Source organism: Pelagibius sp. (assembly GCF_028289705.1).
Classification (GTDB): Bacteria; Pseudomonadota; Alphaproteobacteria; order Kiloniellales; family Kiloniellaceae; genus Pelagibius.
Window position 1 is genome coordinate 1 of sequence record NZ_JANQOI010000065.1, and the last position, 24,199, is coordinate 24,199.

General features: G+C 65.3%; 29 protein-coding genes and 1 tRNA gene. 25 read left to right on the plus strand and 5 right to left on the minus strand.

All coding sequences use genetic code 11. The features are described 5' to 3' along the window. Positions 1-336 (minus strand): acyl-CoA dehydrogenase family protein (locus Q0996_RS07700; RefSeq protein WP_299617346.1); only part of this gene is annotated, 336 nt, incomplete at its 3' end. Positions 337-614: 278 nt separating this feature from the next. Here Q0996_RS07700 and Q0996_RS07705 point away from each other — a divergent pair. From Q0996_RS07705 to Q0996_RS07765, 13 genes are all read left to right on the plus strand, one after another. Then, on the plus strand, positions 615-824 hold the full coding sequence (locus tag Q0996_RS07705) for a serine hydroxymethyltransferase (RefSeq protein WP_299617348.1): 210 nt from the start codon (positions 615-617) through the stop codon (positions 822-824). 145 nt (positions 825-969) lie between these two features. Further along, positions 970-1,413, plus strand: a complete 444-nt coding sequence (rpiB, locus tag Q0996_RS07710) for a ribose 5-phosphate isomerase B (RefSeq protein WP_299617349.1) — start codon at positions 970-972, stop codon at positions 1,411-1,413. A gap of 31 nt (positions 1,414-1,444) precedes the next feature. Continuing rightward, entirely contained in the window at positions 1,445-2,761 is a 1,317-nt protein-coding gene (glyA, locus tag Q0996_RS07715; RefSeq protein ID WP_299617351.1) for a serine hydroxymethyltransferase, read from the plus strand. 103 nt (positions 2,762-2,864) lie between these two features. Beyond that, positions 2,865-3,323 carry a transcriptional regulator NrdR gene (gene nrdR, locus Q0996_RS07720; RefSeq protein ID WP_299617353.1) on the plus strand — a complete coding sequence of 153 codons (459 nt, stop codon included), beginning with the start codon at positions 2,865-2,867 and terminating at the stop codon, positions 3,321-3,323. Then, positions 3,307-4,422 carry a bifunctional diaminohydroxyphosphoribosylaminopyrimidine deaminase/5-amino-6-(5-phosphoribosylamino)uracil reductase RibD gene (gene ribD, locus Q0996_RS07725; protein WP_299617355.1) on the plus strand — a complete coding sequence of 372 codons (1,116 nt, stop codon included), beginning with the start codon at positions 3,307-3,309 and terminating at the stop codon, positions 4,420-4,422. The genes nrdR and ribD overlap by 17 nt, the downstream gene beginning before the upstream one ends. A gap of 43 nt (positions 4,423-4,465) precedes the next feature. Continuing rightward, positions 4,466-5,056: a riboflavin synthase gene (locus tag Q0996_RS07730; RefSeq protein WP_299617357.1), complete on the plus strand. Its 591-nt coding sequence runs from the start codon at positions 4,466-4,468 to the stop codon at positions 5,054-5,056. Beyond that, entirely contained in the window at positions 5,057-6,211 is a 1,155-nt protein-coding gene (gene ribB / locus Q0996_RS07735) for a 3,4-dihydroxy-2-butanone-4-phosphate synthase (protein ID WP_299617359.1), read from the plus strand. Then, positions 6,208-6,684, plus strand: a complete 477-nt coding sequence (locus Q0996_RS07740) for a 6,7-dimethyl-8-ribityllumazine synthase (RefSeq protein WP_299617361.1) — start codon at positions 6,208-6,210, stop codon at positions 6,682-6,684. Before ribB ends, Q0996_RS07740 begins: the two co-directional genes overlap by 4 nt. Positions 6,685-6,714: 30 nt before the next feature. Then, positions 6,715-7,251 carry a transcription antitermination factor NusB gene (gene nusB / locus Q0996_RS07745; protein ID WP_299617363.1) on the plus strand — a complete coding sequence of 179 codons (537 nt, stop codon included), beginning with the start codon at positions 6,715-6,717 and terminating at the stop codon, positions 7,249-7,251. Positions 7,252-7,271: 20 nt separating this feature from the next. After that, on the plus strand, positions 7,272-8,261 hold the full coding sequence (thiL, locus tag Q0996_RS07750) for a thiamine-phosphate kinase (RefSeq protein ID WP_299617365.1): 990 nt from the start codon (positions 7,272-7,274) through the stop codon (positions 8,259-8,261). Between the two features lie 94 nt (positions 8,262-8,355). Further along, positions 8,356-8,811 (plus strand): flagellar basal body-associated protein FliL, encoded by a 456-nt coding sequence (fliL, locus tag Q0996_RS07755; protein ID WP_299617367.1) that lies wholly within the window; start codon positions 8,356-8,358, stop codon positions 8,809-8,811. A gap of 159 nt (positions 8,812-8,970) precedes the next feature. Further along, positions 8,971-10,137, plus strand: a complete 1,167-nt coding sequence (locus Q0996_RS07760) for an MFS transporter (protein ID WP_299617369.1) — start codon at positions 8,971-8,973, stop codon at positions 10,135-10,137. Positions 10,138-10,325: 188 nt separating this feature from the next. Next, positions 10,326-12,425, plus strand: coding sequence for a sodium-translocating pyrophosphatase (locus Q0996_RS07765; RefSeq protein ID WP_299617371.1), 2,100 nt, complete (start codon positions 10,326-10,328; stop codon positions 12,423-12,425). Positions 12,426-12,814: 389 nt separating this feature from the next. Here Q0996_RS07765 and Q0996_RS07770 read toward each other — a convergent pair whose 3' ends face one another. Next, positions 12,815-13,291 carry an outer membrane protein assembly factor BamE gene (locus tag Q0996_RS07770; RefSeq protein WP_299617373.1) on the minus strand — a complete coding sequence of 159 codons (477 nt, stop codon included), beginning with the start codon at positions 13,289-13,291 and terminating at the stop codon, positions 12,815-12,817. Positions 13,292-13,417: 126 nt separating this feature from the next. Here Q0996_RS07770 and Q0996_RS07775 point away from each other — a divergent pair, with 126 nt between their 5' ends. From Q0996_RS07775 to Q0996_RS07815, 9 genes are all read left to right on the plus strand, one after another. Then, the gene (locus Q0996_RS07775) at positions 13,418-13,963 is read left to right on the plus strand and encodes a ubiquinol-cytochrome C chaperone family protein (protein WP_299617375.1); all 546 of its coding nucleotides are present in this window, start codon (positions 13,418-13,420) and stop codon (positions 13,961-13,963) included. A 160-nt stretch (positions 13,964-14,123) separates the two neighbouring features. Then, positions 14,124-14,639: a DUF177 domain-containing protein gene (locus Q0996_RS07780; protein ID WP_299617377.1), complete on the plus strand. Its 516-nt coding sequence runs from the start codon at positions 14,124-14,126 to the stop codon at positions 14,637-14,639. Positions 14,640-14,749: 110 nt separating this feature from the next. Beyond that, on the plus strand, positions 14,750-14,932 hold the full coding sequence (gene rpmF, locus Q0996_RS07785; protein ID WP_299617378.1) for a 50S ribosomal protein L32: 183 nt from the start codon (positions 14,750-14,752) through the stop codon (positions 14,930-14,932). A gap of 59 nt (positions 14,933-14,991) precedes the next feature. Beyond that, a complete protein-coding gene (gene plsX / locus Q0996_RS07790; protein WP_299617380.1) occupies positions 14,992-16,038 on the plus strand; it encodes a phosphate acyltransferase PlsX in 1,047 nt (348 codons plus the stop codon). 2 nt (positions 16,039-16,040) lie between these two features. Further along, positions 16,041-17,018, plus strand: coding sequence for a beta-ketoacyl-ACP synthase III (locus tag Q0996_RS07795; protein ID WP_299617382.1), 978 nt, complete (start codon positions 16,041-16,043; stop codon positions 17,016-17,018). Between the two features lie 143 nt (positions 17,019-17,161). Further along, the gene (locus Q0996_RS07800) at positions 17,162-17,485 is read left to right on the plus strand and encodes an integration host factor subunit alpha (protein WP_299617384.1); all 324 of its coding nucleotides are present in this window, start codon (positions 17,162-17,164) and stop codon (positions 17,483-17,485) included. A 32-nt stretch (positions 17,486-17,517) separates the two neighbouring features. After that, positions 17,518-17,937, plus strand: a complete 420-nt coding sequence (locus Q0996_RS25475; RefSeq protein WP_322096660.1) for a MerR family transcriptional regulator — start codon at positions 17,518-17,520, stop codon at positions 17,935-17,937. An 81-nt stretch (positions 17,938-18,018) separates the two neighbouring features. Further along, positions 18,019-18,095: transfer RNA gene (locus tag Q0996_RS07810), tRNA-Pro, on the plus strand. A 115-nt stretch (positions 18,096-18,210) separates the two neighbouring features. After that, complete coding sequence (locus Q0996_RS07815; RefSeq protein ID WP_299617386.1) at positions 18,211-19,005, plus strand: YdcF family protein; 795 nt, start codon at positions 18,211-18,213, stop codon at positions 19,003-19,005. A 5-nt stretch (positions 19,006-19,010) separates the two neighbouring features. On the opposite strand, the gene Q0996_RS07820 is transcribed toward Q0996_RS07815, so the two are convergent. Next, positions 19,011-19,670, minus strand: a complete 660-nt coding sequence (locus Q0996_RS07820; protein WP_299617388.1) for an SPOR domain-containing protein — start codon at positions 19,668-19,670, stop codon at positions 19,011-19,013. A 358-nt stretch (positions 19,671-20,028) separates the two neighbouring features. Between Q0996_RS07820 and Q0996_RS07825 the strand changes: the two genes are divergently transcribed. After that, a complete protein-coding gene (locus tag Q0996_RS07825; RefSeq protein WP_299617390.1) occupies positions 20,029-21,717 on the plus strand; it encodes an ATP-binding protein in 1,689 nt (562 codons plus the stop codon). A 38-nt stretch (positions 21,718-21,755) separates the two neighbouring features. Here Q0996_RS07825 and Q0996_RS07830 read toward each other — a convergent pair whose 3' ends face one another. Continuing rightward, positions 21,756-22,082 (minus strand): hypothetical protein, encoded by a 327-nt coding sequence (locus tag Q0996_RS07830; protein WP_299617392.1) that lies wholly within the window; start codon positions 22,080-22,082, stop codon positions 21,756-21,758. Positions 22,083-22,163: 81 nt separating this feature from the next. On the opposite strand from Q0996_RS07830, the gene cutA reads away from it, so the two are divergent. Beyond that, positions 22,164-22,472, plus strand: coding sequence for a divalent-cation tolerance protein CutA (gene cutA / locus Q0996_RS07835; protein WP_299617420.1), 309 nt, complete (start codon positions 22,164-22,166; stop codon positions 22,470-22,472). 20 nt (positions 22,473-22,492) lie between these two features. Here cutA and Q0996_RS07840 read toward each other — a convergent pair whose 3' ends face one another. Further along, complete coding sequence (locus tag Q0996_RS07840) at positions 22,493-22,648, minus strand: hypothetical protein (RefSeq protein ID WP_299617394.1); 156 nt, start codon at positions 22,646-22,648, stop codon at positions 22,493-22,495. Positions 22,649-22,900: 252 nt separating this feature from the next. Here Q0996_RS07840 and Q0996_RS07845 point away from each other — a divergent pair, with 252 nt between their 5' ends. After that, entirely contained in the window at positions 22,901-24,100 is a 1,200-nt protein-coding gene (locus Q0996_RS07845) for an MFS transporter (RefSeq protein ID WP_299617395.1), read from the plus strand. Positions 24,101-24,199 lie beyond the last annotated feature (99 nt).

The following is a 24,199-nucleotide window of genomic DNA, read 5'->3' on the forward strand; positions in this document are numbered from 1 at the left end:
GCCGGAATCGACCCGCTCGACCTCGCGGGCGATGAGGCCGTAGCTCACGTGGTTTGCCCCGGCGCAGCCATAGTCCTCCGGGATGGTTGACCCGAGGAACCCCAGGGCACCCATCTCGGTCATAATGGCGCGGTCGAAGGTCTCGTGACGGTTGGCCTCCAGGATGCGCGGCATCAACTGCTCCTGGCAGTAGCTGCGCGCGGCCTCGCTGACCATGCGCTCCTCTTCGCTGAGCTGGTCGTCCAGCAGCAGTGGGTCCTCCCAGACGAACTTTGCGGAGCTTTGAGCGGCAGACGGCTGGGGGGCGGTGCCGGATACGGCGCTGGCCTGGGACATGTCGCATTCCTCTGGAGTGATCGTCCGCTCGATCCATGGCCCGATCCATGGTCCGAGGGGACCTTTGGGCGGAGATATAGCGCATATCCCTCCGCTCCAAAAGCGGCCGGGACATCACACCTGATCCCGAAAGACGAGGCGTGGGTCGCCCGGGCGCCGGAAACCCTCAGATTGGGGTTCCGCCGGGCCTCCGTCCTCTCAGGGTCACAAAGCCGTCATCTTTCGGAAATGCGCCCCTGTTAAGAGATTGTTTGCCATAGATGACTGAGAATGGATGCATGCATCAGCCACGTGAGATTATTTTCGAGTTCCAGAGGGTCGGGGGCTACGTGAAGGTGTCCGCCGTCGACACCCTAACATCGGCCGAGGTCTCCATCGTCGGGCCACCTTCGGCCGGGCAGGTCGAACTGGAACGCCTGGCGGCGCGCAAGCTGGAGTATGTCCTGGAGAAGCGGGCAGCCGGAGCGCGCGGCGGCCTTCTCGTCTAGACCCCCGGAGATCTTTCTAGCCCGATTTGCGTCTGGGCGCCATTGAATCCCTTGAAACCGACGCCGCGAGACCTAGTGGCGGCTTTTCATGGGAAGGCGACATATGGTAGGGTCCGCCGGTTTTCCCGGGACAGGCGGACTGTCAGTGACCAAGGCGTCCAAGTCGATCGCAATTGCGGCCGATCACGCTGGCTTTGCCCTCAAGGCAAAGCTCGTCGACGAGTTGCGGGACTCGGGCTACGAGGTCCGCGACCTCGGAACCCATGACGCGACCACTTCGGTCGACTATCCGGATTTCGGTGCAGCAGTGGCGCAGGCGATTGCCTCTGGCGAGGTCGAGCGCGGCGTGGTGGTCTGCGGCACCGGTATCGGGATCTCCATTGCCGCCAATCGGCACGCCGGCGTGCGGGCCGCCCTCTGCCATGACGAAACCTCGGCCCGGCTCTGCCGGGAGCACAACGACGCCAATGTCCTGGCCCTGGGGGCCCGGCTGATCGGAGACGTCGTGGCCAAGGACTGTCTCCATGCCTTCCTGTCCACTGATTTCGCGGGCGACCGTCATGTCCGGCGCGTCGCCAAGCTAGGTTGACGATCCCACTCTTGAGGAGTTGCAAGCGACGATGAGCGTTGCCGATGCCGCCGAGTCCCTGCCGCAGCAGGACACCTTCTTTTCCGCCCACCTGAGCGAGACCGATCCTGAGCTGGCCGAGGCGATCCGCGGCGAGCTGCGTCGTCAGCAAGAACAGATCGAACTCATTGCTTCGGAGAACATCGTCTCCTTGGCCTCGTTGGAGGCCCAGGGCTCGGTGCTGACCAACAAGTATGCCGAGGGCTATCCGGGGCGCCGCTACTATGGGGGCTGCGAATACGTCGACGTGGCCGAAGAGCTGGCCGTGAAGCGGGCCAAGGAGCTGTTCGGCTGCGAGTTCGCCAATGTCCAGCCGCATTCCGGCGCCCAGGCCAATCAGTGCGTGGCCCTGGCCCTGTTGAAGCCCGGCGACACCATCATGGGAATGTCCTTGTCGGCGGGCGGGCACCTGACCCACGGCGCCAAGCCCAATCTCTCCGGCAAGTGGTTCAACGCCGTGCAGTACGGCGTGCGCCGGCAGGACGGCTTGACCGACTTCGACGAGGTCGAGCGGCTGGCGCAGGAGCACCAGCCGAAACTGATCATCGCCGGCGGCTCGGCCTATCCGCGCTTCATCGACTTCGCCCGCTTCCGCCAGATTGCCGACGCCGTCGGTGCCTACTTCATGGTGGACATGGCCCACTTTGCCGGCCTGGTCGCGGGCGGCGTGCATCCCAACCCGCTGCCCCATGCCCATGTCGTGACCACGACCACCCACAAGACCCTGCGGGCCGGGCGCGGCGGCATGATCCTGACCAACGACCTGGATCTGGGCAAAAAGATCAACTCCGCGGCTTTTCCGGGCCTTCAGGGCGGCCCGCTGATGCATGCCATCGCCTCCAAGGCCGCCGCCTTCGGCGAGGCGCTTAAGCCGGAGTTCAAGGCTTACGCCCAGCAGGTCGTGGACAACGCCAAGGCACTGGCCGACGCGATGATGGGTGAAGGCTTCGATATCGTCACTGGCGGCACCGATACCCACCTGATGCTGGTCGACCTGCGGCCCAAGGGTCTGACCGGTGTGGTCGCCGAGGAGAGCCTCGACCGGGCCGGAATCACCTGCAACAAGAACGGCATTCCCTTCGATCCGGAAAAGCCGACGGTCACCTCCGGCATTCGCCTGGGGACCCCCGCGGCCACGACCCGCGGATTCGGCGTCGAGGAGTTTCGCACGGTCGCGGCGCTCATCGGGCGCGTGCTCGACGGCTTGGCCGCAAACCCGGACGACAACTCCGGGGTGGAGCAGGCGGTGCGCGAAGAGGTGCGTGCGCTCTGTGCACGCTTTCCGATTTACCCCGGGATGGTGATCTGAGTGCCTGAAAACAAGGCCGAAGAGAAGGGCCGACTTTGGGAAGGGATTGACCGGGCCCACGCGGCGCGGGGTTGGGTAAGCGAGTATATGGAGAGGGGGGAGGATGCGCTGTCCGTTTTGCGGTAACGAGGACACGCAGGTAAAGGATTCAAGACCGACGGAGGACAACTCGGCGATCCGCCGCCGCCGTCAATGCCCGAATTGCGGCGCCCGCTTCACCACCTTCGAACGGGTACAACTGCGCGAGCTGACCGTGGTCAAGTCTAACGGCAAGCGCGAGCCCTTCGACCGCGACAAGCTGATGCGCTCCATGGCGCTGGCGCTGCAGAAGCGCCAGGTGGACCCGGACCGGCTGGACCGCGTGATCAACGGCCTGGTCCGCAGGCTCGAGTCCTCGGGGGAATCGGAGATCCCGACCAAGCTGATCGGCGAGTTGGTGATGGATGCCCTGGCCAACCTCGATCAGGTGGCCTATGTGCGTTTCGCCTCGGTCTACAGGAACTTCCGCGAGGCCCGCGACTTCGAGGAATTCATCGGCAAGCTCGGTGACGGACACGACTGACCCCAGGGACCGTGGCTTTATGATGGCCGCCTTGGATCTGGCGGCCCGCGGCCTGGGACGCGTGGCCCCCAATCCGGCGGTGGGCTGCATCCTGGTCCAGGACGGTCGCGTCGTCGGCCGCGGCTGGACCCAGCCGGGGGGGCGCCCGCATGCGGAGACCGAGGCCTTGCGCCGGTCCCGGGGGCAGGCTTCGGGCAGCACCGCCTACGTGACATTGGAGCCCTGTGCCCACCAGGGGCGCACACCGCCCTGCGCGGACGCCCTGATCGAGGCCGGGGTCAGCCGGGTGGTCGCCGCGGTCGAGGACCCTGACCCGCGTGTCAGCGGCAAGGGCGTCAGGCGCCTGCGGGAGGCGGGGCTCCAGGTCGACCTCGGCCTCTGCGCGGCGGAGGCGAAGCGCCTGAATGGCGGCTTCTTCTCCCGATTGGAGAAGGGTCGTCCTGAGGTGACGCTGAAGCTGGCGACCTCCCAGGACGGCCGCATCGCAACCCACAAGGGCCACAGCAAATGGATCACCGGAGTGCTGGCGCGCCGCCGCACCCACCTGCTGCGCAGCAAGGCAGACGCGCTCCTGGTCGGCAGCGGGACCGCCGTGGTCGACAATCCGCGCCTGGATGTGCGCCTGCCGGGGCTTGAGGACTCCAATCCCCTGCGCGTAGTGATCGACGGCCGACTGCGGCTGCCGCTGACTCACGATCTGGTGGTCCGGGCGTCGGCGCTGCCGACGCTCCTGATCACCCACGACGGCAATCCGGCCGAGCGGCTGGCCGCTTATGCCGACGCCGGCGTCGAGGTTCTGCGGGTGCCCAAGGACAGTGCCGGTCATTGTGCCTTGCCCCAGGCCCTCAAGGGCCTGGCGGAGCGCGGGGTCAATCAGGTTTTGGTCGAGGGGGGCGGCCATCTGGCAGCCGCCCTGCTGCGCGAAGGGCTGGTGGACCGTCTCGCCTGGTTCCGCGCGCCCATGGTGATCGGGGGCGACGGCGTGCCCGCCCTCGCCAGCTTCGGCATTGACAGGCTTGACGAGGCGCCGCAGTTCCGACAGTCATCACGTTTGCGCTTGGCCCCGGACATGCTGGACCTGTTTCACAGGGACGGCTGAGCCGACCCGGGCAAGGGAAGCCTCGGACCGAAGATCGAAGAGAATGTTCACCGGAATCGTGACAGACCTCGGGGCCCTGCGGGCGATTGAGCCGCTGGCGGATCAGCGCTTCGTCTTCGATACCGGCTATGCGACCGATGAGATCGCGATCGGCGCTTCGATTGCCTGCTCTGGGGCTTGTCTCACGGTGGTGGACAAGGGGGAGGGCTGGTTCGCAGTCGACGTGTCCGGCGAAACCCTGTCGAAGACCACCCTCGGCGACTGGACGGTCGGCACCCCGGTTAACTTTGAACGGGCGCTCTGCATCGGCGACGAGCTGGGGGGGCACTTGGTCTCGGGGCATGTGGACGGCCTTGCAGAGGTCGTCTCGCGCGAACCGGAACAGGGGTCCCTGCGTTTCGGCTTCGAAGCGCCGGCGGAGCTCGCCAAGTTCATCGCGCCCAAGGGCTCTGTGGCGCTCGACGGCGTATCCCTCACGGTCAACGAGGTTGACGGTCGGCGTTTCGGGGTCAATCTCATTCCCCACACGGCGGCCGCGACCACCCTGGGTGGCAAGCAGCCGGGCGACCGTGTGAACCTGGAAATCGACCAGATCGCGCGCTACGTTCACCGCCTGCTGGACGGAAGGCTCTAGATGGAACAGAGAGACGAGCCCTGGCGGCTCACCTTCGGGGAGATGGTCTCGCCCATTGACGAGGTCATCGAGGAAGCCCGCAACGGCCGGATGTTCATCCTGGTCGACGACGAGTCGCGGGAGAACGAAGGCGATCTGGTCATACCGGCTCAGATGGCGACGCCGGATGCCATCAACTTCATGGCCCGCTACGGCCGCGGCCTGATCTGTCTGGCGATGACCCAGGAGCGCATCGAGGAACTGGGCCTGCCGTTGATGGCCCGCAAGAACGAGTCCCGCCACCAGACCGCCTTCACGGCCTCGATCGAGGCCCGCGAGGGCGTGACCACCGGGATCTCGGCGCCGGACCGGGCCCACACCGTGGCCACCGCGATCGATCCCAGCAAAGGCGCCGACGATATTGCGACGCCGGGCCATATCTTCCCGCTGATGGCCCGCGACGGCGGCGTTCTGGTGCGCGCGGGACATACCGAGGCGGCCGTGGATCTGGCGCGCCTGGCCGGGCTCAATCCCTCCGGGGTCATCTGCGAGATCATGAACGACGACGGCACCATGGCGCGGCGGGATGACCTGATCGCTTTTGCCCAGCGCCATGGCCTAAAGGTCGCCACCATTGCCGACCTCATCTCCTATCGGCGGCGTCACGATTCACTGGTGGAACGGCGGCATGAGAGCCGCTTCGAAAGCCGCTTCGGGGGCGCCTTCAACCTGGCGGTCTACGTCAACACCATCAACTACGCCGAACACGTGGCGCTCTGGAAAGGCGATCTCTCGACCACGGATCCCATCCCGGTGCGCATGCATGCGATCAACGTGCTGGACGATGTGCTCGGCGATGCGGCGAGCGGCAAGGCGGGCGAACTGCAACAGGCGATGCGCATGATCGGTGAAGAGGGGCGGGGTGTCGTCGTCCTCATTCGCGAGCCTTCCGCCGATGCCCTCACGAATTCACTGAAATCGAAGCTGGACGGCAAGCGCCCTCCCGGCAGCGAGCTGCGCGACTATGGGGTGGGGGCGCAGATCCTGCTGGACCTCGGGGTCCGTGACATGATCCTGCTGTCCAACACCAAGCGCACCATCGTCGGGCTGGAGGGTTACGGCTTGAGGATCGTCGGTCAGCGCGCCATCGAGCATAAGGACGAAGAACCCGCATGAGTGAGTCGCTCGGCGTCAGGCCGCACATCCTGGTGGTGGAAGCCCGTTTCTACGAAGACATCGCCGATGCTCTCTACGCCGGCGCCAAGGGCGTGCTGGATGAAGCCGGCGTCACCCACGAGCGCGTCGAAGTGCCCGGCGCCTTCGAGATCCCGGCGGTGGTCCGCATGGCGATCAAGTCGATGGATTTCTTTGCCGGGCGCAAGCGCTTCGACGGCTATGTTGCGCTCGGCTGCGTCATTCGCGGCGAAACCAGCCACTACGACTACGTCTGCGGCGAGAGCGCGCGCATGTTGCAGGACCTGGCCTGCCGCCATACCCTCGCGCTCGGCTATGGCATCCTGACCTGCGAGAACCAGGAGCAGGCCTGGGTGCGGGCCGCGGTGGACCAGAAGAACAAGGGCGGGGACGCGGCTGCGGCCTGTCTGGCCATGCTGGATGTGAAGCGGCAGTTCCACCTCTTCCCCCGCTGAGCTAGGCGCTATCCGCGAGACCGAGAGATCATGACCGGCCAGTCAAACGACACGACAAGCGGCCCGAGCAAGGCCAAGGCTGGAGGGCGGCGGCCCTCCGGGCTCAGCGCGGCGCGGCTGCTTGCGGTGCAGGCGCTCTACCAGATGAGCTTGACGGCAGAGCCCGCCGGCCAGGTGGTCAGCGAGTTTCTGGAACATCGCGTGAGCGAGGATGTCGACGGCCTGAAGCACGGGGCCGTCAATCGGGAGCTGCTGGCCGAACTCGTGCAGGGTGTCTCCTCCCAGGCCGGCACTCTGGACGACATGATCGCCGCGGTGCTGGACGACGACTGGACCATCGAGCGCCTGGAGATCCTTCTCCTCGCGTTGCTGCGGTCGGCAACCTTCGAACTCTCAGAGCGTCTCGAGGTGCCGGCGCGCGTGGTGATCTCCGAGTACGTCGATCTCGCCAATGCCTTCTTCGATGGGCGCGAGACCGCCTTCGTCAACGGTTTGCTCGATCGCCTTGCCCACGTCCTGCGCATCGAGGAGTTCGGCGAGGCTGCCGTGCTGCCGGACCTCTCCTAGGCCGGGGCGGCATCGGACCCTTGCCCCGCCTGCCCGGAGAATTCGCGCTGATCGAGCGCTACCTGGCCCCCCTGACGACAACGGCCGCAGGCGCCTTCGGTCTGAAGAACGACGCCGCCGTGCTGGAGCTCCCGCCGGGCGAACGGCTGGTGGTGACGGCCGACAGCCTGGTTGCCGGCGGCCATTTTCTGCCGGACGACCCCCCGGAGACCATCGGCCGGAAGGTGCTGCGGGTCAGCCTTTCGGACCTTGCGGCCATGGGCGCAAGGCCGCACAGCTACCTTCTGGCGGCCTCCTGGCCGGGCGACCTGGAGGAGGCCTGGATAGCCGCCTTCTGCCGCGGATTGGCCGCGGATCAGGAGCGCTTCGGCCTCACCCTGGTGGGCGGCGACACCACGGCCACGTCCGGCCCCATGACGTTCAGCCTGACCGCCTTCGGTGCCGTGAAGGGTTCGAAGGTGCTGGACCGCGCATCGCTGCGCCCCGGTGACGATCTCTATGTCTCAGGCACGCTGGGCGATGCCTATCTGGGCCTCAAGGTACTGCGCGATGGTATTGCCGGGCTGACCGCGCAGGCGGCAGGTCATCTCGCCGACCGCTACCGCTGTCCCGAACCGCGGCTTGCGCTGGGGCAGGCCATTCTGGAACAGGAACTCGCCGCTTCGGCCCTCGACGTCTCGGACGGTCTGGCCCAGGACCTGGGCCACCTCCTGGCCGCTTCGGCAGTGGGTGCGGAGGTCGAGCTCGAGGCCGTTCCGGTCTCCAATGCCGCCGAGCAAGCCCTGTCTCTGCTTGGCGAGCCGCGTCAGGCGGTGCTTTCGGGCGGGGACGATTATGAGTTGCTCTTTGCTGCCACTCAGAACAAGCGCCCGCTGATCGACGCGCTCTCGTCGCGCCTGACCCTGCCGATTGCCCGGATCGGCAGGGTACGCGCCGAAGCCGGCCTTACCGTCGTCGATTCAGAGCGCCAGGCGGTTCCTCTGGAGTCCCTGGGTTGGACCCACTTTTGAACGTCTTTTCAATATCTTAACTTTTAACTTCATGTTTACGCAGGCTGCCTGACACTGGGCGCGAGACCGTATTCGGCAGAGCGGGGTTGACCCCTTGCGTATCGTCATCCTGATCGTCGCGGCCGTGCTGCTCCTGGGCGGAGCGGGGGCCGGTGCCTGGTGGTTCCTGATGGGCCCCGGCGCCGAGAAGACCGAAGAGCTGATCTCTCAGATCAGCCGGCCGGAGCCTGCCTATATTCGCCTTCACCCCCTGCTCATCTCCTTGATTCAAGAAGGAGAAGTCACCCATCACGTCACCATGCAGCTCACGCTTCAACTCTACGACGAGTGGGACAAGGACCTTGCGAGCAGCAACATGGCCCGGCTGCGCGATGCTTTTCTGCATGAGATGCATGCGCTCTTTGCCATGCGCATCGTCCGTGAAGGTGGCTTCGAATCGCCGCTGGTGCGCAAACGGTTGATCGACATCTGCGACCGCTTGCTGGGCGAGGGCATCGTCGCCGACGTCCTCCTGCGCGAACTGGAGCGGCGCCAGCCCAAGAAGGCGTAACCCGGCAGCCTGCGCGCCGGCTCCGCCGTCCGGAGCTGCGTCAATCCCGCACATCAGCTATGGCCAATCAGCCCTACCAAGCGGGGCGTCAACGGCTAAACTGAACGGATGGACGTTTCCCCGGAGAAATCGCGCCCGGAAAAATCACGCAGCGCGGTGATGCGCAATATCTCGCTGCTGGCAGTCTGCCAAGCCTTGGGCATGAGCTGCCTGGCGCTGTCGATCACCATCACGGCTTTGGTCGGCGACAGCCTGGCGCCGGACCCCTCCTTGGCGACTTTCCCGTTGGCTCTGCAGTTCGTGGCCATGGCCGCCATGACCGTGCCCGCCTCCCTGATCATGGGACGCTTCGGCCGGCAGGTCGGCTTTACCATCGGCGGGCTGCTCGGGATCGCCGGCGGCGTTGTCGCCTGTCTGGCGGTCATCGGCGCCAACTTCACGCTGTTCTGCGTGGGGGCGGCGCTGCAGGGCGGTTTCGCCGCCCATGTCGCGCTCTACCGCTTTGCCGCCGCGGACGTGGCGGGGCCCGAACTCCGCAGCCGCGCCATCTCGCTGGTGATGGTGGGCGGGCTCGCCTCGGCTGTCTTGGGCCCGGAGTTGGCCAAGTGGACCAAGGATCTTTTCGCGCCGGTGCTTTTCGCCGGCGGCTATGCCGCAATTGCCGCCATGGCCTTTGCCGGGCTCGCCTTGGTCCAGCTCGTTGAGCTTCCGCCACCGATCTCCCGCACCAGAAGCGACCGGGGGCGGGCCCTGCGGGAGATCATCCGCCAGCCAAGCCTGGTGGTTGCCGTGGTCTGCGCCATGGTCGCCTACGGCTCGATGAACCTGATCATGGTCTCGACCCCCTTGGCGATGGTCGCTTGTGCCCATCCCTTTGAGACCGCAGCCTTCGTCATCCAGTGGCATGTGGTCGGAATGTACGCACCGTCCTTCGTGACCGGCCACATCATCGAGCGAATCGGCGTGCTCCGGGTAATCTCCATCGGTGCCGTCCTGATCCTCGGCTGTATTCTGGTCAACCTGACCGGGATCGAGGTCCTGCAGTTCTGGAGCGCCCTGGTGCTTCTGGGCGTGGGCTGGAACTTCATGTACGTCGGTGCCACCAGCCTGCTGACGGAGACCTATCGGCCCGAGGAACAGGCCCGCGTGCAGGCCTTCAACGAGTTCATGGTCTTCGGCACCACGGCGATCACCGCCTTGGCCTCTGGGGCGGTCTTCAACGTTCTGGGCTGGCAGGCGGTGAACCTTGCAGTGCTTCTGCCAGTGCTCCTGGCGACCCTCGCAGTGATCTGGCTGGCCCGCCAGCGAGCCCTGGCCGTCAGCTAGGGCAGGGCGTCACCGGCTCCCAGCGCTACGGCGTAGAATTGCCTCACGGAAGGCGCGCAGTAGCGGTTGCCTTCCACTGGCGATTCTGTCATTTTCCGCGCGATTTCGGGGTGCTGCGGTCCTGCAGCTCAGTCTTCGCGCCCGGTCGCAATCGCTTGACCGGCCTGTCTATCTTGAGGGATTCCCATATGTCGATCGAGTTGATCTTGGTGCTCCTGTGCGGGCTGCTGGCCCTTGTCTATGGCGGCTGGGCCACGCGGTCCGTTCTCGCCGCGCCAGCCGGCACTCCGCGCATGCAGGAGATTGCGGCGGCGGTGCAGGAGGGGGCGCAGGCCTATCTCAACCGCCAATACCGGACCATCGCTATGGTCGGGGTTGTGATCTTCATCGTGCTCTCTTTCGCTCTGGGCCTGAAAGACGGGATCGGCTTCCTGATCGGGGCCATCCTCTCCGGCGCGGCCGGCTACATCGGAATGCACGTCTCGGTGCGTGCCAATGTGCGCACGGCGGAAGCCTCGCGCAGCGGCTTGGCACAGGGCCTCTCCATCGCCTTTCGCGCCGGGGCCATCACCGGCATGCTGGTGGCCGGCTTGGCGCTGCTGGCGGTCTCGGGCTATTACTCGGTCCTTCTGATGATGGGGGTCGGTGAACGGGAGATCTCGGTGGCTCTCGTCGCCCTCGGCTTCGGCGCCTCGCTGATTTCGATCTTCGCGCGCCTTGGCGGCGGCATCTTCACCAAAGGCGCCGACGTCGGCGCCGACCTGGTCGGCAAGGTCGAAGCCGGCATTCCCGAAGACGATCCGCGCAACCCGGCCGTGATCGCCGACAATGTGGGTGACAACGTCGGCGACTGCGCCGGCATGGCGGCCGACCTCTTCGAGACCTACGTGGTCACCGTGGTCGCCACCATGGTTCTTGCCACGATCTTTGCCGTCAACGATCCCAACATCTCCTCCCTGGTGCTCTATCCGCTGACCGTCGGGGCCGTCTGCATTGTGACCTCGGTGATCGGCACCTTCTTCGTCAAGCTGGGCTCCTCGCAGAACATCATGGGCGCCCTCTACAAGGGTTTCATCGCCTCGGCCGTGCTTTCGGCGATCGCGCTCTGGCCGGTCACCGCCTACATAGTCGGTATGGATACTCCCATGACCGCCGCCGGGATCGCCTTTGACGGCTTCGACCTCTACATTTGCGGGATCGTCGGACTGATCGTCACCGGTGCCATTATCTGGATCACGGAGTACTACACCGGCACCGAGTACCGGCCCGTCCGCTCGGTCGCCCAGTCTTCGGTCACCGGCCACGGCACGAACGTGATCCAGGGACTGGCGGTCTCCATGGAGGCCACCGCTGTGCCGGCACTGATCATCTGCGCTGGCATCATTATCACCTATCTGCTTGCCGGCCTCCTGGGCATCGCTATCGCGGTCACCACCATGCTGGCGCTGGCGGGCATGGTGGTAGCGCTCGACGCCTACGGTCCTGTCACGGACAACGCCGGCGGCATCGCCGAGATGGCCGAACTCGAGGACTCGGTGCGCAAGACCACCGACGCGCTGGATGCCGTCGGCAACACCACCAAGGCCGTGACCAAGGGCTATGCCATCGCGTCTGCGGGCTTGGGCGCCCTGGTGCTCTTCGCCGCCTACACCTCTGACCTCGATCTCTTTGTCAAGGAAGGCGCCATCCAGCTTGACGGCGAGGTCGATTTCTCGCTGTCCAATCCCTATGTGGTGGTCGGCCTCTTCATTGGCGGCCTGCTGCCCTATCTCTTCGGGGCCCTTGGCATGACGGCCGTGGGACGGGCGGCCGGCTCCGTCGTCATCGAAGTGCGGCGCCAGTTCAAGGAGATCGCGGGCATCATGGAGGGCACGGGCAAGCCCGAATACGGCACCTGCGTCGACCTGCTGACCAAGGCGGCGATCAAGGAGATGATCATTCCCTCGATGCTGCCGGTGCTCTCGCCCATCGTCCTTTACTTCGTTATCTTGGTTATCGGCGGCCAGGCGGCGGCGTTGGGCGCGGTTGGCGCGATGCTGCTGGGCGTCATCGTGACCGGTATCTTTGTCGCCATCTCCATGACCGCCGGCGGCGGCGCCTGGGACAACGCCAAGAAGTACATCGAGGACGGCAATCACGGCGGCAAGGGCTCGGAGGCCCACAAGGCCGCGGTGACCGGCGACACGGTGGGCGATCCCTACAAGGACACCGCCGGTCCGGCCGTGAACCCGATGATCAAGATCACCAACATCGTCGCGCTACTGCTGTTGGCGATCCTGGCGCACTGACGTGCTAGCGCAATAAAACTGGGCTGGTTCGACCCGGCCTACGAAGATCAAGGGCCCCGGAAGATCGCTTCCGGGGCCCCTTTTTTTGTGCCTGCTTGAAGCGCGGTCCACGCCGCTGCGGGCTAGCCCGCATTTCTCACCACGTCCACGGTCTGCGTCGCGTAGAGGCGTTCGCTCCGCCAGGAGCGGTCCGAAAAGCGTAGCGGGGACTACGGTTGAGGGCCGCGACGCCGCGGGCGAACGCCTCTACGCGACCCTTCGGGCGGCATTGTGGGGCCGACAGGCTGCGTCAAGCCGCTTGCCCGATGTACCGCATCGCGATGCGCGGCTTTCCTGTCCTGATGGCCCCACAAAGCCGCGCAGACCGTGGAGGTGGTGAGAAATGCGGGCTAGTTGCCGCTGCCGCCGCCGAAGCGTCCCAGGTTTCCGAAGAGTTGCTGCAGCAAGGTCAGATCGCGGCCTTCGGTCGGCGTGATGCGGTCGACGGGCTCGACCTCCTGGGCGTCGGCCAGGGTGTAGCTTGCGGTCTGCTCGACATAGCCCGACTCGTTGAAGGTCACCACCAGCACGCTGCGATCGATGACCTCAGGCTTCATGAAGGCGAATTCCTGGGTCTTCTGACCGATGTAATACCACTTGCTGTCCTGGAAGGTTGAGATGGTCGAGGGCGATCCGAGCAGGTCGACGATGTCCTGGCGGCTGTGCACGCCGGGCTCGATCACCGCGACGTCTTCCGCGTCGGGCATGTTGCCGCGAACCTGGACGGAACCGCCGCAGGCCGCGACCCCGAGTACGGTGATCGACAGCGCGATCGCCGACACGCAAAGGCGGCCCGAGCGCAGGGGGTGCCCCTTCGTTGCAGTCACGGCAAACCTCTCATTTGACCCCGAATGACTTGATTAAACCGCGGCGTAGTGCCATTTCAAGCCCTTAATTCACGGGCCGCAGACCGCCGGCCGGTCCGTCCTGCCAGCCAATCTCGTGGAAAATCCATGGTCTTCAAGCGACTTTTCCGGCCCAAACAGCAAGAAGAGGCGGCCTGGCTGCTCTACGAGAACGTCGTACAACAGGCGCGCCGGACGGAGCTTTTCCGCGATCTCGGCATTCCCGACAGCGTCGATGGGCGCTTTGAGTCGATCGTTCTGCATCTAGTATTGGTGCTGCGCCGCATGCGCGTGGACTTTCCCGAGGGCGAAGACATCGCCGCCGCGCTGCAAGAGGTCTTCATAGCCGACATGGACCGCTCCCTGCGGGAGATGGGGGCAGGCGATCTGGGGGTCGGCCGACGGGTCCAGCAAATGGCCGAGGGCTTCATGGGGCGTTTGGCGTCCTACGAGACGGCCCTGGACGAGATTGCCGGCGGCGGCGGGGAGAACGGCCTGCGCGCGGCTCTGCTGCGCAATGTCTACGGGACCTTGCCGGAGGAGGCCGTGGACCCCGCCGGTCTGCTGGGCTATGTGCGCGCCCAGATGCAGGCGCTGGAGGCCCAGGAGGGCACCGGATTGCGCGCGGGAAAGCCTCAATTCGCCCCATTCTAGGGCTCTTCTGGCGCCGGGAACTGGCGCTCCGAATGGGCCGACCTGGGGGATTGACCGGGGCCGGTCGAGCCCCTATGGTGCGCCGCTTTTGTGAGGCCGGAGACGGAGGGCTGCCGTGGGCGGATCATCCGCAAAGGCGCAAAGCGAGTTCTCGAGGATTGTGACGCTTGACCGCCTGGGCGACCGGAAAATCGCCGAGCGGATCGAAGCCACGGCTGCGGAGCGGGACCAGGTCAGGGCCCGGCTCGGGCTTCTGGGCCTCGACCGGCTGGTTGCGGACTGTGAGGTCCGGCGCGGCCTGGGGGACCTGGTGCACGTTGGGGCGGCTTGGACGGCCGAGGTGACCCAGACCTGCGTGGTCACGCTGGAACCCCTCCAGCAGTCGCTGACAGGGGACCTGCAGGCCTCCTTTCGGCCATCTCGGGGCCAGTCATCTCAGGTCGGCGGCGCGGCCGAGGACGAGGTGGTTGTGGATGCCTTGGAGGAGGATCCGCCGGAGACACTGCCCAGCGACGGGATCGACTTGGGCGAACTGGTGGTTCAGGAACTCGCGGTGTCGCTGGACCCTTATCCCCGGCGGTCGGGGGCGGCGATTCCCAGCGAATTCGGGCCCTCGGACGATCAGGGCGAGAGCGGCCCCTTCGCCGCTCTGAAGGCCTTGAAAGGTAAAGAATAGGTTAAGTTTTACTTGCGACACTCGCCCGGGTTTGCTTGCTGAAGTGGCCAAGATTGGCTAAGAAACCGCTTGCGAAGGCGGATGTCGCCTGACGAAGAAAGACGAGAATCATGGCTGTTCCGAAGAGTAAAGTTTCCCAGTCCCGGCGCAACAAGCGCCGTGCGCACGATTCGCTGGCAGCGGCAAGCTATCATGAGTGCTCCAATTGCGGCGAGTTGAAGCGGCCCCATCATGTGTGCCCGGCTTGTGGTTACTATGACGGTCGCGAAGTGGCGGATGCGGAGACGATTTGACGCTCGGCTCGCCCTGCTTTTGCCGACTATGAGTTGTAGCGGGTAGGGCTGGACAGTCTATGGGCGAGGCGCTCACCATCGCTTTGGACGCCATGGGCGGCGACGCGGCCCCCGGGATGGTGGTCCGTGGCGCTAACATCGCGCGCGAGCGTTTCCCGGAGGTGCGCTTTCTGATGTTCGGGCGCCAGTCCGACGTCGCGCGCATCCTCGAACGCAAGAAGCGCCTGAAATCGGTGACCACGCTGGTGCACACCGACGACGTTGTGAGCAGCGAGGAGAAGCCCTCCGTTGCCCTGCGCTCCGGCCGCAATTCCAGCATGCGCCTGGCGATCAACGCCGTTCAGGCGGGGGAGGCCGGATGCGTCGTTTCTGCGGGCAATACCGGTGCCCTCATGGCCATGGCGAAGTTCGTGCTGAAGACGCTGCCGGGCATCAACCGGCCCGCCATCGCCTCCTTCTTTCCCACCCTGCACGGCGAATCGGTGATGCTGGATCTCGGCGCCAACGTCAGTTGCGATGCCGAGAACCTGGTCGACTTCGCGGTCATGGGAAACGCCTTCGCCCGCTCGGTCCTGGGGCTGCTCGAGCCCACTTATGCCTTGCTGAACGTGGGCTCCGAAGACATTAAGGGCCACGAAGCCCTGCACGAGGCGACCACAATCCTTCGCGGCAGCGCCCTGCCGGGCAAGTTTTTGGGTTTCATCGAGGGCGACGACATCGCCAAGGGGACCGCCGACGTTATCGTGACCGATGGATTTACCGGCAACGTTGCGCTGAAAACCGCCGAGGGGACGGCGAAACTGATCAACGAATACATGCGTCATACTTTCCGGTCGTCGGTCCTTGCCAGCCTTGGCTATCTCCTGGCGCGGCCGGCCATGCGCAAGCTGCGCAAGCGTGTCGATCCACGTGGCTACAACGGTGCGATGTTTCTGGGCCTTAACGGCATCGCAGTGAAGAGCCACGGCGGCACCGATGCCCTGGGCTTTGCAAACGCCATTGGCGTTGCCGTCGACATGCACCGGCACGGCATCATCGAGAAAATCCGTTCCGACCTGGCACTCCTGGATCGTGGGCCCGACAAAGCACAGGTGGCCGCGATTTAGCGATGTTCCGATCTCTTGTCACAGGCTGCGGGAGCTACCTGCCCGCAAATGTCGTCACCAACGCCGAATTGGCCAAACGTGTGGCGACCAACGACGAATGGATCCGCCAGCGCACCGGGATCTGCCAGCGGCACATAGCGGCAGAGGGCGAAATGACCTCGGACCTGGGACTGGCCGCCGCAAAAGAGGCCTTGGCGCAGGCCGGCGTGGCCCCGGAAAGCATCGATCTGATCGTCTGCGCGACCTCGACCCCCGACGAGACCTTTCCGGCGACGGCCACCCGGATTCAGTACGCCCTCGGCATCACCTCCGGTGCCGCCTTCGACGTCCAGGCGGTCTGCAGCGGCTTCGTCTACGGTCTCTCGGTTGCGGACAACTTCCTGCGGGTCGGCCAGGCGTCCAAGGCGCTGGTCGTCGGCGCAGAGACCTTCTCGCGCATTCTCGACTGGGAAGACCGCTCCACCTGCGTGCTCTTCGGCGATGGGGCAGGGGCCGTTGTTCTGGAGGCCGAGCGGCCCGCTGCGGGCGCGAACGGCACCGGCCGCGGGGTTCTGTCGACCCACATCTATGCCGACGGCCGCCACCACGACGCGCTCTACGTCGATGGCGGCCCCTCCTCGACGGGTTCGGTCGGCTATCTGCGCATGGAAGGCAAGGAAGTCTTTCGCCATGCCGTGGTCCGCATGGCGGAGGCGGTCGACGCCGCCCTGGAAGCCAACGGGCTGACGCCGGGGGACATCGACTGGCTGGTGCCCCACCAGGCCAACATCCGCATCATCGAGTCCATGGGCCGCCGGCTCAATCTGCCGACTGACCGGGTTGTGGTGACCGTGGATCGCCACGCCAACACCTCCGCCGCGTCGATCCCGCTGGCGCTCACCGAGGCGGTCGGCGACGGCCGTATCCAGTCCGGCGACCTCCTGCTCATGGAGGCCATGGGCGGTGGTTTCACCTGGGGCTCGGCACTGGTCCGCTGGTGAACCGCGGCAGTCCCGGTACCCGCCGGCTGCCTTCTCAAGCTGCGTCAAAAATTAGTCGCATCCTACGGTATTCGCTGCATAATTGACCGCATTCTTGCGTTGCGGTAAGGTTTCGGCGTGTCGGCGCAACAAAGGAGGGGGGAATGGCAGGAGGCACGATTACCAGGGCGGATTTGAGCGAGGCGGTCTATCAGGAGGTGGGGCTCTCGCGCAATGAATCAGCCGATTTGGTTGAGTCCGTCCTGAATGAGATTTCGGATGCCTTGGTGCGGGGCGAGATGGTCAAGCTTTCTTCGTTCGGCAGTTTCTCGGTCCGCGAAAAGGGCCAGCGGATCGGTCGCAATCCGAAGACCGGTGAGGAAGTGCCCATTCTGCCGCGCCGGGTTCTCGTGTTTCGCGCTTCGCATGTCTTGAAGAACCGCATCAACGATTCACTCAGCAAGGTCAGCAGCGAGACGCCGCACTAGGATCATCAATCAGCTGGACAAGTAGAGTCAGCATGCAAGCCAGTCGTTCTGCCGGGAAGTCTGCATCGGCCTTTCGGACCATCAGCGAGGTCAGCGAGGAACTCGACGTGCCGCAGCACGTCCTGCGTTTCTGGGAAGGCAAATTCAGCCAGGTCCGCCCGCTCAAGCGCGGCGGTGGGCGCCGCTATTACAGGCCCGAAGACATTGCCCTGCTGCGCCGCATCCGGGATCTGCTGTACAGCGAAGGCTACACGATCAAGGGTGTGCAGAAGTTGCTGCGGGAGGGCCGGGTCAAGGACGACGGCCAGGCAGGGGAGCCTGTGGCAAGTGAAGTGCCGGCCCCAGCAGCGGCGAGCGATGACCGGGACCGAAGCCGCGAGATCGAGGAGATCATCGCCGAACTCACGGAGTTGAGCGACCTCCTGAAGGGCGCCCAGAAGAAGGCGGGATAGGCGCCAAGGCAATCATTGCCATCGCCCAATCCCGCGGTTATACAGAGGCCCGCGCGGGACAGCCGCGTAGGGCTAAGATGGCGGAGCGTAGCGCAGCCTGGTAGCGCACCACACTGGGGGTGTGGGGGTCGTAGGTTCAAATCCTGCCGCTCCGACCATTTCACTTAGCTGCTGCCCCATTTCCGGGGCATTTTTCTTGCCCGGATCGCGCCGGGGCAGGGCATTGTGCCTCCGGAGGGATCCGGCGAGTGCACGATAAGGCAGTGAGAACAAATGGATACAGGCTTTTTCTTTGTCTCGAAGATAGCTTGGTTCCTGCTCAAGCCGATGCATTCCCTGCTGTTCCTGCTGCTCGCCTGGCTGCTGTTTCGCGGCCTCGCCTGGCGGGTTCTGGCGCGCCTCTCCGGTCTGCTGCTGATCGTTTACGGCGGGCTCATCCTGCTGACGCCGCTGCCCGAATGGGCCGTGCGCACCCTGGAGAACCGCTTCGCCGTGCCCGTGTCCGGCCCCCAGTTCAGCGGCATCATCGTGCTCGGCGGGGCCACCGGTAACGGGCGTATCGCGGCGGCCCGGGGCGAGGCGAGCCTGAACGGCAATGTCGAGCGCCTGACCACGGCCATGGCGCTGCACAGGGCGCTTCCCGACAGGCCTCTGATCGTGTCCGGCTTCAGCGGCCGTCTGGTCCCCAGCGGCCTGAACGAGGCCGAGATTACCCGGATGTTCTTCCAGCAGCAGGGGCTGCCCATGGCCCAGGTGCGATTCGAAGCCAAGTCCCGCAACACGGCGGAGAACGCCCGGCTGTCAGCCGCGCTGATCGGCCAGACGGAACGCCCCTGGCTGCTGATCACCTCGGCCTGGCACATGCCGAGAGCGGTTGCCAGCTTTCGCGCGGCGGGGCTCTCCGTGCTGCCCCATCCCGTCGACTTCCGCACCGAACCGGACAGCCTGCTATGGCCACGGGAACCCAACAGTTCCCTGTCCTACGCCTCGATCGCGATTCACGAATGGCTGGGCCTGCTGGCCTACTACCTGACCGGAAAGTCCCGTGAGATCCTGCCGTCGCCTTAGCGGGCTTAACCCGGCGGCGCTTCGGTCATGACCTGGCAGTACTGCTTCTTTGCCTTCAGGCTGCTGCAGATCTCGCTGGCGGCGCGCTTTGAGGGCAGGGGGCCGGCCAGTACTCGGTAGAAGACCCCTCGGCCCGTCAGTTCCGCCCGGACAAAGCTCACGTCCATGCCGGAGAGTTGATCCGGAAACGCCTTCTTCAGGGCTTCCCATTCCTTGCGCGCGGCGCGTTCGGAGCGCAGGGAGGACAGATGGACCAGCAGCTTGGTCTTGCGCGCCGGCTTCTCCGCCGTCTTGGGCTGGGCATCGGCGGTCTGCGCCTTGGCCCCCTTGGCACCCTTGATCGGCTTCAACATCGGCTTGGGGGGATTCGAGACGGGGGTGGCGGACGGGCTTGGCCCCGTCGGATCGACCGCCATGGCCACCTGCTGGGCTTCTGCCTGTTCGCTCGGGGCCGGTTCTGCCGTTGCTTTTGCGCTTGCGTCCTGCGATTTGGCGCTGCGTGGCTTCGACGGTGCCACCATGCTGGCGGCTGTGACCTGGACCAGACCGGCGTCCGACGGGCCTGACGCGTCGGTCGCCTGCTCGTCCCCGGCCCATTCCAGCCCGCTATGCTGATTGCCGGATTTCTCGTTGCCCTTGGAGAAGTTGTTGGCCGCCTCGATCATCGAGGCTTCCAGCCGGTTGGCCCAGCCCTTGGTGTCTTCGTACATCGCCTCACAGGCGGCCAGGTTTGGCGCGGCTGCCAGCAGCAGCACTGCGCCAAGGCGTCGGCATCCTCCAGTAAACCTCATCACCGCTGCACACTCCCTCGTTCGCGCGGCTGTCCGCCGCAGTCCGGCGAACGCCCGTTCCAGGGAACCGATGCTAGGGCTGGGATGGTTTAAGATCCTTAAATAACGGCACTTTAGGGGTATTTCCTAGAGTCTCGATGTTCGTCATTGCTTAACGTCTCGCTGCAATGATTTCCCTGGGGTTTTCCGCGTTCGGCCCCTTCTCCACGCCCAGGGAAAGAAGGCTTCCGGCATGCAGACGGCAGAGAACATCCACAAGGTTTCTTCGGCGCCGGCGCCCGCCTCTTCGGCGGCCATGACGGTGGGGCACATCGTCTCGGTCAACGGCGCCAGGATCACGGGCAGTCTGGTCCCCGTCGGGCCGGGGGCCGAGGCCGCCTCGCGGCTCAACGAAGCGGTCCAGATCGGATCGCTGGTCAAGATGCCGACCCAGCGGTCGGTGGCCTTCGGCATCGTTTCGGCGCTCTCCACCGGCAACCCTTCGCCGTCGCCGGACTTCGGCGAGCAGTGGATCGTGGAGATCGACTTGTTCGGCGAGTACCTGCTCGAGGACGGGGCAGAGGCCGGGCCCGGGGCCGGGAGCGAGGACAACTTCGATCTGCTGCGCGGGGTTTCCATCTACCCCGGGCTCGGCGACCCGATTTTCGCCGCCTCGTCGGGCGAGCTGCAGCAGATCTACAAGCGCCCCAAGGCCTCCAACGTCCGTATCGGCACGCTGCATCAGGACACCGAGCTGCCGGCCTATCTCGTGACCGACGATCTGCTCGGCAAGCACTTTGCCATCCTTGGCACCACCGGTTCCGGCAAGTCCTGCGCCCTGGCCACGGTGCTGCACGCCATTCTTTCCGAGCATCCCTTCGGCCACGTGGTCCTGCTGGACCCGCACAACGAGTATGCCCAGGCCTTCAATGGCCTAGCGGAGGTCGTCAATCCGGAGAACCTGCAACTGCCCTATTGGCTCCTGAACTTCGAGGAGATGGTGGAGGTGATGTGCAGCCGCGACGAGGTCAACGGTCCCGCCGAAGCCTTCATCCTCAAGGACGCCATCCTGACCGCCAAGCGCGCCTCTGCCGAAGATGATGAGGCGCGGCGTTTTCTGACCGTGGACACGCCGTCGCCCTATCCCTTGAGCGCCCTGCTGCACAACATCGAGGCCGCCATGGGCCAGCTTCAGAAGGCGGAGCAGGCCAAGCCCTATTTGCGCCTGCGCGCGCGCATCGAGGCGCTGCGTGCGGACCGGCGCTATGCCTTCATGTTTTCCGGTCTCTCGGTCCGCGACACCCTGCCGGATGTGCTGGCGCGGATCATCCGCGTGCCGGTCGAGGGCAAGCCGCTGACCACCTTCGATCTTTCCGGTGTGCCCTCCGAGATCGTCGACGTCGTGGTTTCGCTGCTCTGCCGCACGCTGTTCGACTTCGCGATCTGGAGCGAGCGGGAGGCGGCCGTTCCGGTGCTGCTGGTCTGCGAGGAGGCGCACCACTACATCCCCCAGGACGCCAGCAAGGGCTTCGAGCCGACCCGCCGGGTCATCTCCAGGATCGCCAAGGAAGGGCGCAAATACGGCCTCGCCCTGGGGCTCGTGTCGCAGCGCCCCTCCGAGCTGTCCGAGACCATCATCTCCCAGTGCAGCACGCTCTTCGCCCTGCGCATGGGCAACCAGAAGGATCAGGACTTCGTGCGCCGGGCTCTGCCCGAGAGTGCCGAGGGCATGCTCGCCAGCCTGCCGGCTCTGCGCAACCAGCAGGCCGTGGTCATCGGCGAGGGCGTCGTCCTGCCGATGCGCATTCGCTTCGACGATCTGCCGGAGGCCAAGCGCCCGCAAAGCGACACCGCGAGCTTTTCGCGGCATTGGCAGTCTGAAAGGGGCGAGGACGGCTTTGTCGCCCACACCATCGAGCGCTGGCGCAAGCAGATCCGCTAAGCCATCGCCAGCCTACGAGCGGGCCCTCACGAGGGCTATCAGGCGAAGAGGCCTTCGACGACCTTTCTTGCCTCAACCGCGTCTTTCGGTTGCTTCGGCGTGGCAGCCTTGCGTCCCGCCTCGGTCAACTTGCAGACCGTCCAATCCGGCTTGATGGGGTTCTCGAACCAGGGTTCGGCCCAGCCTTGCTCGATGCAGCTGCGGATGGTGCGGCTGTCGTATTTCTGACCATAGTGATCAAACAACGGTAACTTGCCGCCGGGCTGGTCAAGGCCGCGGCGCAACCAAGCGATCTGCGTCACAGTCGGGCGGACTCGCCGCCGCCTGCCGTCGAGCGCTTGGACCGTGGGGGACAAATCGGCCATGCTCTCTCTCCGGGCTAGGCCGCTATGGTACGATAGCTTGACGGAGAAAGCGAATCGGGAGCCCGGCGCCTGTCCTGCTGTCTGGTCTATGTCACCACCGCCGATGTGGAGGAAGCGCGCAGCATCGGGCGTGCCATGGTTAAGGCGCGCCTGGCGGCCTGTGCGAACATCGTCCCGGCAATCCACCCGATCTTCTGGTGGGATGGCGAGGTTCAGGAAGGCGAGGAGAGCCTGCTGCTGCTGAAAACGCCCGAACACCTGGTGGAAGCCCTGACCGCTGCGGTGAAGGACCTTCACAGCTACGAATGCCCCTGTGTGGTCGCGCTGCCCATTGCCGGAGGAAACCGCGGCTTTCTCGACTGGATCGCCACGGAGACCGGGGACCGGTAAGGCCCTGCGGGGAAAACGCCTTAGTCCTGGCGTGGCAACAAATGGCGCACGGAGTTCCGGTATTCCGGGTCCCAGACCAGCCGCTCCAGATCGATCTGCGCCTCGAAATCCGCAGAGGTCCGCGGGTTGCAGTCATTGGGGGCAAAACTGCCTGATTGTTCTTCCTGTCCGAGCATGTGCCTGTTCCCGCCGCGTTTTGGCTTTGTTTGTGAGGATTTCATTGCCGGCCATGCTGCCGGGACGGCATGGCGCCCGGGCGGCGGGATCGTGGCCCTCTCGTGATGGATTACGGCACAACCGTGGCAAGCGCGTTTTCGGCTAAACACCGCGCTGACCCCGCCACCGCATAGCAGCCTTGCAGGGCGGCGCCTTGCTGGCCGCCGCGTTGCCGTATAGAAAAAATTCCAGAAAGCCAAAGGGGTATTGTCATGAGGGCCAGTCCGGCGGGCCTGACATTGTTGTTTTCGTGCCTGGGCCACGCCTACATGCACCTTTGCACGGCTTTCTATTTCGTCATCGCCCTCTCGCTCGAAGCCGAGTGGGACATTCCCAACCACGAACTGATCAAGCTCTGGGCCATCGGCTCGCTTCTCGTGGGTTTGGCGGCCCTCCCGTCCGGCTGGCTGGCGGACCGCTGGTCGACGACGGGCATGATGACGATCTACTTCGTGGGCCTCGGCCTTTCCGGCATCGTCTGCGGTCTGGTCGATTCGACGACAGCGCTGATGCTGGGGCTGGCCGCTGTCGGACTGTTCAGCGCCATCTATCATCCCGTGGGCATCGCCTGGCTGGTGCGCAGCGCGAAGAAGCGCGGCATGGCGCTGGCGGTGAACGGCATCTTCGGCTCGCTGGGCGTGGCCTCGGCCGGTCTGGTGGCCGGCGTTCTGATCGATGCCATCAGTTGGCGCGCCGCCTTTATCATTCCGGGGATCGTCTGTCTGGTGACCGGAGTCGCGCTCTTCGTGGCGGTGCGTCTGGGCATGGTCGACGACGGGCAGTCCCGGAAGCCGGTCGACCCGCCCCCCTCCCGGCAGGACATGGTCAGAGTCTATGCCATTCTGCTGCTGACGATGCTGGTCATGGGACTGCTGTTCCACGCAACCCAGGCCTCGCTCCCCAAGGTCTTCGACCTGCGCCTGCGCGACATCGCAGGGGAGGGCGCTCTCGGCATCGGCCTCCTGGTGGCGGTGGTCTACACCGTCGGCGGGGTCATGCAGCTTGTCGGCGGTTGGCTGGCGGACCGTTTCCCTCTGAAGCCGATCTATCTCAGCGCCTTCCTGCTGCAGGTGCCGGTCATGGCACTGCTGGCGACGGCAGGATCGGGCCCGCTGATCGCGCTTGCCGTGCTGACGGTCATCCTCAGTGCCGCCGCGCTGCCGGCAGAAAACATGCTGCTGGCCCGCTACACGCCGCAGCGCCACCAAAGCCTCGCCTACGGGGTCAAGTTCGTCCTGGCCTTCGTCATCGCCAATCCGGCCATCCTGCTGGCCTCCTGGGTCGAAGGACAAACCGGAGAGTTCGTCTGGCTCTATCTTATCCTGGCCGCGACCGCCGGTGCGGCCACCGTGGTCGCCTTCTTTCTGCCCAACAAACGGCCTCAGGCGACCGTCGCCGTGCCGGCCGAGTAACAGCCTCTTCTTCGCGAACTCGCCCCTATCTCCGACCTCCAAACCTGTTGAAGTCGATCACCTCGAACACGTTGTGCCGACCGTCCGCGAGCCCGACGG